Origin of the sequence: Gluconobacter cadivus, from assembly GCF_015244745.1 — a bacterium.
Classification (GTDB): domain Bacteria; phylum Pseudomonadota; class Alphaproteobacteria; order Acetobacterales; family Acetobacteraceae; genus Gluconobacter; species Gluconobacter cadivus.
In genome coordinates this window covers 236,045-246,985 of record NZ_JABCQI010000005.1, presented here as the reverse complement: position 1 = coordinate 246,985, position 10,941 = coordinate 236,045, and the positions used below count along the sequence as shown (strand labels likewise).

Annotated in this window: 15 protein-coding genes and 1 other RNA gene; 7 read left to right on the top strand and 9 right to left on the bottom strand. The window is 60.1% G+C overall.

The window, feature by feature from the left end:
- Nucleotides 1–339: 339 nt before the first annotated feature.
- From HKD28_RS09375 to HKD28_RS09355, 5 genes are all read right to left on the bottom strand, one after another.
- On the bottom strand, nt 340–1,155 hold the full coding sequence (locus HKD28_RS09375; RefSeq protein WP_194268019.1) for a TIGR00282 family metallophosphoesterase: 816 nt from the start codon (nt 1,153–1,155) through the stop codon (nt 340–342).
- Between the two features lie 11 nt (nt 1,156–1,166).
- Nucleotides 1,167–1,745 (bottom strand): 5-formyltetrahydrofolate cyclo-ligase, encoded by a 579-nt coding sequence (locus HKD28_RS09370; protein WP_194268018.1) that lies wholly within the window; start codon nt 1,743–1,745, stop codon nt 1,167–1,169.
- A non-coding RNA gene (ssrS, locus tag HKD28_RS09365) (6S RNA) lies at nt 1,732–1,888 on the bottom strand. The genes HKD28_RS09370 and ssrS overlap by 14 nt, the downstream gene beginning before the upstream one ends.
- Before the next feature lie 49 nt (nt 1,889–1,937).
- Complete coding sequence (locus HKD28_RS09360; protein WP_194268017.1) at nt 1,938–2,282, bottom strand: cell division protein ZapA; 345 nt, start codon at nt 2,280–2,282, stop codon at nt 1,938–1,940.
- A 3-nt stretch (nt 2,283–2,285) separates the two neighbouring features.
- On the bottom strand, nt 2,286–2,504 hold the full coding sequence (locus HKD28_RS09355; RefSeq protein ID WP_194268016.1) for a hypothetical protein: 219 nt from the start codon (nt 2,502–2,504) through the stop codon (nt 2,286–2,288).
- Between the two features lie 35 nt (nt 2,505–2,539).
- Here HKD28_RS09355 and HKD28_RS09350 point away from each other — a divergent pair, with 35 nt between their 5' ends.
- Together HKD28_RS09350 and HKD28_RS09345 are read left to right on the top strand one after the other, a co-directional pair.
- Nucleotides 2,540–2,974 (top strand): hypothetical protein, encoded by a 435-nt coding sequence (locus HKD28_RS09350; protein ID WP_194268015.1) that lies wholly within the window; start codon nt 2,540–2,542, stop codon nt 2,972–2,974.
- Nucleotides 2,961–3,539: a thiamine phosphate synthase gene (locus HKD28_RS09345; RefSeq protein ID WP_194268014.1), complete on the top strand. Its 579-nt coding sequence runs from the start codon at nt 2,961–2,963 to the stop codon at nt 3,537–3,539. Before HKD28_RS09350 ends, HKD28_RS09345 begins: the two co-directional genes overlap by 14 nt.
- On the opposite strand, the gene HKD28_RS09340 is transcribed toward HKD28_RS09345, so the two are convergent.
- From HKD28_RS09340 to epmA, 3 genes are all read right to left on the bottom strand, one after another.
- Complete coding sequence (locus HKD28_RS09340) at nt 3,510–4,292, bottom strand: fasciclin domain-containing protein (protein WP_194268013.1); 783 nt, start codon at nt 4,290–4,292, stop codon at nt 3,510–3,512. The two genes, HKD28_RS09345 and HKD28_RS09340, sit on opposite strands and share 30 nt — an antisense overlap.
- Before the next feature lie 56 nt (nt 4,293–4,348).
- Nucleotides 4,349–4,774, bottom strand: a complete 426-nt coding sequence (locus HKD28_RS09335; RefSeq protein WP_194262392.1) for a hypothetical protein — start codon at nt 4,772–4,774, stop codon at nt 4,349–4,351.
- A gap of 107 nt (nt 4,775–4,881) precedes the next feature.
- On the bottom strand, nt 4,882–5,889 hold the full coding sequence (epmA, locus tag HKD28_RS09330; RefSeq protein ID WP_194268012.1) for an EF-P lysine aminoacylase EpmA: 1,008 nt from the start codon (nt 5,887–5,889) through the stop codon (nt 4,882–4,884).
- Between the two features lie 53 nt (nt 5,890–5,942).
- Between epmA and HKD28_RS09325 the strand changes: the two genes are divergently transcribed.
- Nucleotides 5,943–7,001 (top strand): lysine-2,3-aminomutase-like protein, encoded by a 1,059-nt coding sequence (locus HKD28_RS09325; protein WP_194268011.1) that lies wholly within the window; start codon nt 5,943–5,945, stop codon nt 6,999–7,001.
- Nucleotides 7,002–7,015: 14 nt separating this feature from the next.
- Here HKD28_RS09325 and HKD28_RS09320 read toward each other — a convergent pair whose 3' ends face one another.
- Nucleotides 7,016–7,324, bottom strand: a complete 309-nt coding sequence (locus tag HKD28_RS09320) for a carboxymuconolactone decarboxylase family protein (RefSeq protein WP_099286815.1) — start codon at nt 7,322–7,324, stop codon at nt 7,016–7,018.
- Between the two features lie 216 nt (nt 7,325–7,540).
- Here HKD28_RS09320 and efp point away from each other — a divergent pair, with 216 nt between their 5' ends.
- The 4 genes from efp (at nt 7,541) to HKD28_RS09300 (ending at nt 10,938) form a co-directional block, all read left to right on the top strand.
- Nucleotides 7,541–8,107 (top strand): elongation factor P, encoded by a 567-nt coding sequence (efp, locus tag HKD28_RS09315; protein ID WP_062032946.1) that lies wholly within the window; start codon nt 7,541–7,543, stop codon nt 8,105–8,107.
- A gap of 6 nt (nt 8,108–8,113) precedes the next feature.
- A complete protein-coding gene (locus HKD28_RS09310; protein WP_194268010.1) occupies nt 8,114–8,941 on the top strand; it encodes an inositol monophosphatase family protein in 828 nt (275 codons plus the stop codon).
- Nucleotides 8,942–9,015: 74 nt separating this feature from the next.
- On the top strand, nt 9,016–9,783 hold the full coding sequence (locus HKD28_RS09305) for an OmpA family protein (RefSeq protein ID WP_194268009.1): 768 nt from the start codon (nt 9,016–9,018) through the stop codon (nt 9,781–9,783).
- An 18-nt stretch (nt 9,784–9,801) separates the two neighbouring features.
- Nucleotides 9,802–10,938 (top strand): flagellar motor protein MotA, encoded by a 1,137-nt coding sequence (locus HKD28_RS09300; protein WP_194268008.1) that lies wholly within the window; start codon nt 9,802–9,804, stop codon nt 10,936–10,938.
- Nucleotides 10,939–10,941 lie beyond the last annotated feature (3 nt).

Genomic DNA, 10,941 nt, shown 5'->3' with positions numbered 1-10,941 from the left:
GAAGCATCTAAAAGATACATCAACCAACATCCCGATACTTAGACCCAGGAACTTAATCCTAAATCACCAGCACCAAAACGCCGCCAACATATCCCTTCCAATTCCATATTCAATTTTCAAAGACCGTCATCCCCGCCGCTCCAGAGCCCCTCGAAGTGGGCCCCGCTGCGTCGGTGAACGGGCTTATACGGGGGAGATCCCAGAGTGTCAAACAGAATTCACAAGACACTTATCAACAGATAAAATCGCGGTTTTCTGCGGCAGAAAAGACTAACCCCCATTATTCATTGCGAATCACACTCGAAAAAAGGCGGTTTTTTCTCAAATTTTCTGCTTTTCTCAGAAATCCGGCCAGTTGGGAGCCAGATGTCCGCCAATCCGTAGCGGAGCGACCTTTCTGGCCAGACCGGTGGCGTCATCCGTTTCAACCATAAGCCCACAAACTGTCGCCTCCCCTTCCGCCGGCTGCGGTCGATCGCCCGGGGTTTTGCGAACCAGTTTGTGAAGGGCTGCGGGTTTTCCCATTCCTATGACGCTATCGTAGTCACCACACATCCCCGCATCCGTCTGATAGGCCGTGCCCGCAGGGAGAATGCGATGGTCCGCAGTGGGAACATGCGTGTGCGTTCCCACCACAACAGAAGCCCTGCCATCAAAATAAGCTCCAAAGCCCATTTTCTCGCTGGTGGCTTCGGCATGAACGTCAATCAGGATGGCATGCACCGTCACGCCAAGCCGATGCTTTGACAGGATTTCGCTGACGATCCGGAAAGGGTCATCCAGCGGGTCCATGAAAATGCGCCCCATCACATTGATGACGAGAGCCCTGCGCCCACGGCTGATTTCGACGATATGACTCCCCTGCCCCGGCGTTCCGGCAGGGTAATTGGCAGGCCTGACAATGTAAGGAGCCTGATTGATATAGCCGAGCATATCACGGCGATCCCACGCATGATTGCCCAGCGTAATGACATCGACGCCGGCACTATGCAGGTTTTTCGCTATATCCGGGGAGAGGCCATAGCCGTGTGAGGCATTCTCACCATTGGCGACCACCAGATCCAGCGAGAGTTTCTCACGCCAGTCGGCCAGATTTCGGATAATGGCCTCACGCCCGCTACGCCCGATAATGTCGCCCAGAAACAGCAGTCTCAACAGTCAGTCTTTCATAAAGATTTTGGGTTATCAGTCCGGATGATTCCACACTCCGTCACGATCGTTTTTAACGGAATATCGTACGGACCTGTGGGAACGGCATCGATCTGCTGACCGGCAAAGCCGAAGCCGATCGCCGGAACATTCAGTGCGGCCAAAGTACGGTCATAATAGCCGCCGCCATATCCAAGCCTGTAACCAAAACGGTCAAATGCCAGAAATGGCACGAGAACAAGATCTGGAACGTCAACATTACCCTCCGGATGCAATGTTCCGAAACGGCCCGCAATCATGGAAGATGAAGGCGTCCAGCGCCTGAAGATCAAAGGAGAACCTTTTGGTGTGGTTTCAGGCAACAGAACCTGACGCCCGGCTTCAGACAGAGCATGACACAGGGGGCGAAGATCGACTTCTTCGGCAAGAGGCCAGACTGCAGCAATTTTTCGAGCAGGCTGTGCGAGAATTTCTTTTAAAAGAAAACCGCACAGCTTTTCGTCGTCTTCAGAAGGCAGCCCCTGCCGATATTCGGCCATTTTGCGGCGCAGTTTTTTTTTCAGAACGTCGATTTCGGAAATCTGTGGAGCCGCCAAAGCCGTTGGTCTTTTCAGCCCTCCTAGACCTGCAAGTGCAGGTGGGCACCGGTTAACGTGACCAGGGCCACGACAGAGCCAGTTCCCGTAGGAATGCTTATCGGCCCGGGGGATGATTTGCCTGACGCACCAGGCAGCTCCATCACTTATATTAGACTGTCCGGCCCGATATTCAATGCAAACCTTGAAGAATCAGGAAGTGCGCTCCAGTTCCGAGGCAAGAAGCTCTGCCTGCCCCGCCAGACGGGCCAGACGCTCCTGACGCGCCCCCTCACGCTGAAGCAGATGTCCGGCCTGCTGGATTTGCGCTTCGGCCTGAGGCGAAATCTGCCGGTGCTTCAGTTCGAAAATTTCATCGGCCATCAGAAGCGCGGCCATCATGAGCGTTTTGGATTCGCTTGCAGCACCACCCAGACTCCGGGCCCGCTGAAGCCAGCCTTCGACATGACGGGCCATGTCATACAGATGGGCTTCTTCGCCATCCTGACATCCAACATTATAGACGTAGCCATTAAGGCGAATGGATACCTGTCCCATCGCTCAGCCCTCTTTCCTGTTCAGCACGCACTGAATGCGGGCACACAGCGCATCGATATTGGCTGCAAATTCCGAAAGGTCAGGCGCGGAATGAAGAGCACGCTCACAGGCTTCCTTTGCCAGCACATGACGCTCGGACGCAGCAGCAATCCGCATCATCGCTTCCTCAAGACGCTCAAGCGTCTTATCGTCCTGCGCAATACCTGTCTCGTTTACCGCCACGTTCTTCCCGTTCCTGCAATCATTATGCCAGTCAAATGCCCGATACAGACCCGCTCCGGCCCGTTGCTCAGGAAAGACCCGATCCCGCTTTGGGGTCAAGGACATCCCTGCCCTTTCACTATCCTGTTTTCGTCATTTCGTCGCGCCATGAGATGGATCGGATCACCCGGCTCAAGGGAAATCGGTTTTTTGCCCTCTCCGTCGAAAGCGTAGGCAGCAGCTTTGGCGTTCCCTGGTGGCTGAACGTCATGGGCGACCATGCGGGATTATCTGTTCTGGATTGCGGCGCGTCTCCCATAGCGGCACGACAGGCGCTGGATTGCGGGGTCGGCTGGGCGATCTGCCGGGTCAATGCCGCACAACTTCGCGCGCTGGACTCCTACGACCGATACCGCGGACGGCTCCTGACGCTCAGACCGCCTAGCTCCCGCATCCACAATCTGCGAGAACATCCCCATGACAGCCTGTGATCTCTACCCCGTTTTACCTGCCGGCTTTGATATGGACGCCGCTTTAGAGGTGCTCCGCGATATTCTGCCGCTGCCTGAAGTCACCGCTCTTCGGCTGCCCTGCGGCTGGACGCCAGAGAAAGCGCAGCTTTCAAAGCTGGTGGACCTGCTCCATGCCAATGGCGTCGCCCTGATCCCTGAAGTCGGCGTTCCGCTGTCCAATACTCCAGACTCCCTTCTGGGGATCTGCGATGGGCTGCATGTCGCCTGTGTCGAGGATCTGGTCACTCTTCGCAAAACCGTCGGAAGCGATATGCCGATCGGCTGTGCGTGCGACAACCGCGACGATGCCATGAAAGCAGGCGAATCCGGCGCCGATTATGTTGCGTTTCCTGCGGGGGATCTGGAGCTCGTGACATGGTGGAGTTCCGTCATGGAACTTCCGGGCGTCACGGAGAATGTCACGACTGCGGCGGATGCTTCCTCAGCAATCACTGCCGGTGCCGATTTCCTTGCCATCCCCCTTCAGTTTGATGGCAAGGATAAAGAGCGATTTTCAGCGATGGCCGTGCTTGCGGCCGGCTGAAACCTTTACGGTAGGGATCGGCAGAAGCGCGTCCTGAGTGAAGTAAAGAACGCCATTGGACTGCGAGAAAGACTTGCCCCACAGACGGTTGGTCTCACCCGCTGCATTCTCGAGCAGCAGTTCGCCCGTACGCGGAGACACTTCCACGCCTAAAAGATCGCCATACAGGGTCTTCAGGCCGATTGCATGGGCATGATTGCGTTGGATGGCCCGGCGCAAAGCGGCTTCGTTCCATTTTCCATAGGCAATCGTGTAGCCCAGAATATGGACGAGCTGCCCGCGATTGGCCGGAGCCAGCAGCCCACCGGGCCAGCGCGCACTCAAACGTTCCATAGCCGCATTGGGAATCGCAAAAAGCGTGTACGGCCCCGGACCACTAATCCACGGCTCCAGCTTCGCCACCTGGATCGCCTTGACGTAGTCGCTGAGTTCCAGAGAACCCGCGATATTCTCGTCAAGCGGACGATCCTCATAAGACAGCATCGGAGGCGAGTGATAGGCGACCGGACTGTTGGGCGTCCCGTCCGCACTGGGCTGATAGGCGCTATCGGCCGTTCCGGGCATAGCGGCAGCGCGGGCGCTGATCTGGGTTTCGAAACTGTCCTGATAGTTCTTCGTCCAGTCCGTGCCCTGCCAGTCAGGATCGCCACAGGCGGACAGCGTGGCCCCAAGCAGGAGCCCCACGCCGAGTTTCAGCCCCTTCCCCCAGCCCGGAAACCGTCCTGAAGGGAAAACATCGAGTCGCACATCCATGCCTGATCGCACCATCCTGTGAGCGGGAGAGACGACCATAGAGCAGGTCGGGCGTTTCAGCACCCGTCCCCACGCATGGTCCATCCGACGACATGACCGCTGACCAGCTCGAATGTCGTCTGACAGCTTGTGTTGTAATAGGTCGACGGAAAACCGCCACCCCATCCACCCATGCCGCCCCAGCCGCCACCCCAGCCGCCCATACCACCCCAGCCACCGCCCCAGCCTCCCCAGCCACCGCCCCAGCCATCCCAGCCCCAGCCACCACCGGGAGAATACTGCGTCTGGTTGTCGATATAGGCGAGGAAGGTATGGCCCTGCGCATCGTAGTTGCGGGTCGGCACACCAAACTGGCGCAGGACATCCACCTCGGACTTGCCGACCATGGAATCCAGAACCTTGCGCTGCTGAAGGGTCGGGACCTCACAGGCAGAAAGGCCCAGCAGCACCAGAACGGACAGCACGCCAACTTTTTTCATCATATTCTTCCCCGACTGTGCCGCTGTAGAGCGGTCATGTTCCTCTTTCGACACGTTCTAGCCCTTCTGACGCAAAAGAAGGATTAAAACTCCTGCAAGTTCCGAAAAGATCAGGCCAACCACAAAATGTCACTGATCCGCGGCGCCCCTGTCGCCAGCATGACCAGCCGGTCAAACCCGAGCGCAATCCCCGAACAGGCAGGCAGATCCGGCAACGCTGCCAAAAAGGCTTCGTCCACCGGCCAGTCCTGATCCGGTGACAGACCGATACGGCGCTTGCGGTCCGTTACAAAACGCTCCCGCTGCTCCACCGGGTCCGTCAGTTCCTCGAATGCATTCGCCAGTTCCAGCCCCCCCACATACAGTTCAAACCGCAGAGCCGCGCGCCCGTCCGCCGGGTCGCGTCGTGCGAGAGCGGCCTGTTCGGCAGGCCAGTGCGTCAGGAACGTCGGGCGTTCGCGCCCGATCACGGGTTCGACGCGCTCCAGCAGAAGCCGGAAAAACAGATCCTCCCACGTCTCCCCGTTGCGCAGACCAACACGCGCCTGCTCGGCAAGGGCCTCGGCATTTCCGGCCGTTCCCAGCAGATCCGCCCCTACATAGCGCGCAAACGCAGCCTGCATCGTCAGACGTTCGAAGGGGAGTGACAGATCAATGACATCCATCCCCCGATGCACCACAGGCGGCAGAAGAGCCCGCAGGAAAGATTCCGTTTCATCCATCAGGGACGACAGATCCGCACCCGGACGATACCATTCCAGCATGGTGAACTCTGGCGCATGCGTGTTGCTCGCCTCACCATTGCGCCAGACGCGTGCCAACTGGAACACGGCGCGTCCCGTCGCCGCCACAATCCGCTTCATCGCGAATTCCGGACTCGTATGCAGAAAACGCGGCTCGCAGGAGCCGTCGGGGCGTTCAAGCTCGGTTCTGAAACACCGCAGATGGACCTCTTCTCCCGGAACAGGAACGGCGCAGGGCGTCTCGACTTCCAGATAGCCCCGGTCTTCAAAGAAGGTCCGAACGGATTTCACCATCTGCGAGCGCCGCTCAAGCAACGGCAGGCGCTCGGCGATCCGGGCCGAATCAGCGGCCAATCCAGCGGACAATACGGTCATGGCGTCTATCGCTCCTGTTGCAAAACGGGGACCCGCACCGCTAGAGGCATCACATGCACGATATGGTCAAGACAGCCCAAAAGCATTCTGCAAAACGCGCCACCCTTCGCACACCCTCGGACCTGATCGACGCGGGACTGGCGAACGAGGCGGACCGTTCAGCGCTCGAAGCGGTAGGCGAACGCTTCACAATGGCCATTCCGCCTGCCTTTCAGGACCTGATCACCCATCCGGACGACCCTATCGCTAGACAGGTCATCCCTGATGCACGCGAACTGATCACACTGCCGCACGAAGATACGGACCCGATCGGCGATGATGCGCTCTCGCCCGTTCCCGGAATCGTGCATCGCTATGCCGATCGTGCCCTGCTCAAGCCGCTGCTGGTCTGCCCGCTCTATTGCCGCTTCTGCTTCCGCCGAGAACATGTCGGGCCCGGCGGCGGCCTTTTGAATGATGCGGAACTCGAAACCGCGTTGGACTGGGTGCGGCAACATCCCGATATCCGTGAGATCATTCTCACGGGGGGCGATCCGCTCATGCTGGCGCCCCGCCGACTAAAGCATATCGTGCAGTCCCTGTCCGACATGCCCCATATCGAGACCATCCGCATCCATTCCCGCGTGCCAGTCGCCGATCCCGCCCGCATGACGGAAGAGCTTCTGGATGCCATGGAAACGGACTGCGCCATGTGGCTCGTGGTCCATGCCAACCACGCCAGAGAACTGACGCCGAAGGCCACGAAAGCCATCCGCGCCGTGCTGTCGCGTGCCATTCCGGTTCTGTCGCAGTCCGTTCTGCTGCGCGGGGTCAACGATACGGTGGAAAGTCTGGAAGCCCTTCTGCGGGCGTTTCTGAAAGCGCGGGTCAAACCCTATTATCTGCATCATCTGGATGCTGCCGCCGGAACCGGGCATTTTCATGTTCCGGTCGAGGAGGGACAGGCGCTGCTGCGGCAACTCCGCGGACGGGTGACGGGTCTCGCCTGGCCAACCTATGTTCTGGACATTCCGGGCGGCCGGGGCAAAGTCCCGATCGGCCCGGAATATCTCAAGCCCGACTCTCCGGGTGCTGTTTCAACACCCGACGGAGAGATTTGCGACTTCACCTGAAACGAAAGAAACGCTTACTTCGCTTCGAACATATGCGTGGCATGCGTGATCGCGCCGCCCGCGCGGATGGCAGCGGCCACGAGGGCGATTTCAGAAAGCTGGGCGTCCGTCGCACCTGCTTCGCGAGCCGCCTTCACATGAAGTTCAATACAATACGGGCACTGGGTCGTCAGGGCGACCGCCACGGCGGCGAGTTGCTTGGTCAGGGCGCTGACGGCCCCTTCCTCGAAGGCCGCGCGATCGAACTGCCAGAAAGCCTCCATACCCTTGGAGGCATTGGCTTCGAGATGGGAAATGCGCGAGAGGTTCTTCATATCGTACATGCGTTTTCTCCTTGCGTTTCGCCCTGACCCTCAGGACGCACACACAGTTTGACATGACCTGCCCGGCGCGCGGCCCCAAGTCCCCTTTCCTTCACACTTTCCTGAAGTCCCCGCAGCCTACGCATCCCTTGTGCCTTGCTTAGAAGCCCCGTGCGGCGCTAGAAGCCCACAAGACGTGACAGAAAATCCCTATCCAAGGGTCATCAGGACACAAGCATGAAACAGCAAGCCAACCTTATCCGGGCCGGCCAGGTCATCGAGCACGACGGTCGCCGCTGGACGGTTCTCAAGCAGCAGATCATCACCCCGGGCAAGGGTGGCGCCTTCATCCAGGTCGAAATGCGCGATCTCAAGACGGGCAACAAGACCAACGAGCGCTGGAGAACGGCTGACTCCGTCGAGCGTCTGATGACGGAAGACAAGGACTACACCTATTCCTACATGGATGGTGACAATGTTGTCCTGATGGACCCGGAGACGTTCGAACAGCTGATCCTCGCCAAGGACATCTTCGGCGACCAGTTCGCATTCCTGCAGGACAACATGCCGCTGAACGTCAAGCTGGTCGAAGGCGACCCGGTGGGCGTGGAACTGCCGCCGCATGTGACGCTGGAAATCACGGAAGCCGATCCGGTGGTCAAGGGCCAGACAGCCAGCTCATCCTACAAGCCCGCCGTCCTGTCCAACGGCGTCAAGACGCTGGTCCCGCCGTTCATCGAAGCCGGTGAGCGCATCGTTGTCCGCACGGAAGACGCATCCTACGTCGAACGCGCGAAGGACTGATCCATCATGCGTCTCTCCCCGCACATGGCCGTCATGCAGGGCGCCGCGCAGAAGGCCTCGCGCCGTCTGCTCCGTGACTTTGCAGAGGTCGAACAGCTTCAGGTCAGCATCAAGGGTCCGGGAGATTTCGTCTCCCAGGCCGACCTGCGCGCCGAAACCATCCTCCGCGAAGAACTGAGCCGTGCGCGGCCGGGCTACGCCTTCCTGATGGAAGAAAGCGGCGCTTCGGGCGGGGATAACTGGACCTGGCGCTGGATCGTCGATCCGCTGGACGGCACGACGAACTTCCTGCACGGCATTCCGCACTGGGCCATTTCCATCGGCCTTCAGCGCAGACTTCAGGACGGATCGATCGAACTGGTCGCGGCGGTTGTCTACAACCCCGCTGCCAACGAAATGTTCTGGGCCGAAAAGGGCGTGGGCGCGTTCCTCAACGAGCGCCGCCTCCGCGTCTCCGGCCGCCGCAATATGCTGGAAGCCGTTTTCGCAACGGGCATTCCCTTTGCGAAGGTCCCGAGCAGCAGCCGTCTGCCGTTCGCCCGCGTTCTGGGCGCACTGATGCCGCAGGTCGCAGGGATTCGCCGCTTCGGTGCCGCTGCCCTTGATCTCGCATGGGTGGCAGCAGGCCGCTACGAAGGCTACTGGGAATTCGGCATCAAGCCGTGGGACTGCGCAGCCGGTCTGCTTCTCGTCCGCGAAGCCGGTGGTTATGCGACCGATCCGGACGGTAACGAACTCCACGATCTGCCGGACGACGTGAATGTCGTTGCCGGAAACACCAACCTTCACGGTACTCTGCGCGCGCTCGTGCATGAGGCCCTGAACCGGGGTTGATCTCCCGGCGCTGACGAAACTGTCCTCACGCCCCATTGCGGGAGTCGTGAGGCGTCGTCTAGGATCGGCCTGACATGAACAGGCCGATCCTCTCCTCCCTTTCTCTGGCGGCCTTTCTGGCCTGCCTTTCGCTGCCTGCCGCACAGGCACAGGTCACCAGCAATCTGGATGATCTGCCTCAGGGCAAGTCCGCTCCCACCGCAAAAAAACCGGCTGCTGCGCCACATACGGCCCACACCTCCGCCGCACACAGCAACACGAAGCCGGTCTCGCAGAAACCTAACGCGACATCCATGCCTGCCCCGGCAGCCACTCCGGTCAAATCTGCTCCAGCGCATGAGACGGTTCCGGGCGTCCCTCCCGCTCCACCACCTCCCGTGGTGCTGCCCCCGCCATTCGTTCCGGTTCAGCTTCATCCGCCGGTTCCTCCGACGGACGTGACGGCCGCTGCCGATGCCGCAAGCCATACGGAATCGCTGCCTGACGGCGGACTGCGCGTTCTGTTCGCGTCCGGAAGCGACGCGCTGAACGCCGACAGCCTCAAAACGCTGCAGGCCTATGGAACCGAACTCTCCCATCACCCGGAAGAGCGGATCGTGCTGATCGCTCATGCCACACTGCCGGGCGATGACGTGTCCATGCCGCGCCGTATCGCGCTGGCCCGCGCGCTTGCCGTCCGATCGATCTTCATTCACGCAGGTGTGGCCACGACCCGTCTCTATCCCCGCGCGCTCGGACGTCCTGACGCCGGAGACAGTGCGCCTGCCGACCGGCTGGATGTTGTCATCGAGACAAATCCCGTCGACCCATCCTCACCTTCCGCAAACGGCCTGCCGAAATAACATCAGGAAAGACACGCCGTGACACGTCCTACGACCTATCTGCTCCGAATGGCCGTTTTCCTTGTCGCGGTCGGCCTTCTGGCCGCGACAATGGGCACAACCCTGCTTCAGGCCTTCAGCGCGAACCCGAAGCTCGATGCCATTATCCTTGGCGTGCTCCTGCTGGGCATCCTGTGGAACCTGCATGTCGTCCAGCGCCTCATGCCGGAAGTGCACTGGGTTGAACTCCTGCGCCAGCCACGCGCCGGTCTGGCCGCACCCAAGGCTCCCCGCCTGCTCGCGCCCATGGCCAGCATGCTGGCAGCCCGCAACCGCACGGACCGCCTGACACTTTCAACCCAGACCACACAGGCCATGCTCGACAGCCTGTCCTCACGTCTGGACGAAAGCCGGGAAATCTCCCGTTACATGACCCAGCTTCTGATTTTTCTGGGTCTGCTGGGCACGTTCTACGGCCTTCTGCTGACGGTCAGTTCGATTGCCGGTGTCATCGGCGGCATGTCCGCCGGTGGCGGCGACATGGACGTCATGTTCAACCAGCTCAAGACAGGCCTTGCCGGACCGCTCGCCGGCATGTCCACGGCGTTCTCAGGCTCGATGTTCGGCCTCGCCGGCGCACTGGTCCTCGGCTTTCTGGATCTCACGGCCGGGCAGGCCCAGACCCGCTTTTTCAATGAACTGGAAGAATGGCTGGCTGGCGTCACACGCGTCACGGGCAGCACGTCCATCGACAGCGACGGCGCCCCTGTTCCGGCCTATGTTCAGGCCCTGCTCGAACAGACTGCCGAAAATCTGGAAACGCTCCAGAACGCCGTCTCCCGCAGCGAGGAAAACCGCGTCCGCGAGCTGCACATGCTCGACAGCCTTCAGGAACGTCTGCGCGGCATGACAGATCTGCTCGCCGCCAACCAGACGCTCATGACCCGCACCGCTGAAACCCAGACTGCCCTTCTGCGCCATATGGGCGATGATGGTCCGGGCTCCCAGGGAACGGCGCTCCTGCGGATTGAAACGCATCTCAGCCGCCTGATCCAAGAGCTTCATGAAGGCCGCGCCCAAACAATCGGCGAGCTTCGCAACGATCTGCGCGTTCTGGCCCGCACGATTGCCGCAGCCTCCGGCAGCACGACACCCTCCCCCGGCAGGCAGGACTGATCC

Bases quoted from the DNA above. Each gene is read 5' to 3' on its own strand.
- HKD28_RS09345 (WP_194268014.1), top strand. From the start codon at position 2,961: ATGACAGCCTGTGATCTCTACCCCGTTTTACCTGCCGGCTTTGATATG.
- efp (WP_062032946.1), top strand. From the start codon at position 7,541: ATGAAACAGCAAGCCAACCTTATCCGGGCCGGCCAGGTCATCGAGCAC.
- HKD28_RS09320 (WP_099286815.1), bottom strand. From the start codon at position 7,324: ATGTACGATATGAAGAACCTCTCGCGCATTTCCCATCTCGAAGCCAAT.
- HKD28_RS09335 (WP_194262392.1), bottom strand. From the start codon at position 4,774: ATGATGAAAAAAGTTGGCGTGCTGTCCGTTCTGGTGCTGCTGGGCCTT.
- HKD28_RS09340 (WP_194268013.1), bottom strand. From the start codon at position 4,292: ATGGATGTGCGACTCGATGTTTTCCCTTCAGGACGGTTTCCGGGCTGG.
- HKD28_RS09325 (WP_194268011.1), top strand. From the start codon at position 5,943: ATGCACGATATGGTCAAGACAGCCCAAAAGCATTCTGCAAAACGCGCC.
- HKD28_RS09350 (WP_194268015.1), top strand. From the start codon at position 2,540: ATGCCCGATACAGACCCGCTCCGGCCCGTTGCTCAGGAAAGACCCGAT.
- epmA (WP_194268012.1), bottom strand. From the start codon at position 5,889: ATGACCGTATTGTCCGCTGGATTGGCCGCTGATTCGGCCCGGATCGCC.
- HKD28_RS09360 (WP_194268017.1), bottom strand. From the start codon at position 2,282: ATGGGACAGGTATCCATTCGCCTTAATGGCTACGTCTATAATGTTGGA.
- HKD28_RS09305 (WP_194268009.1), top strand. From the start codon at position 9,016: ATGAACAGGCCGATCCTCTCCTCCCTTTCTCTGGCGGCCTTTCTGGCC.
- HKD28_RS09310 (WP_194268010.1), top strand. From the start codon at position 8,114: ATGCGTCTCTCCCCGCACATGGCCGTCATGCAGGGCGCCGCGCAGAAG.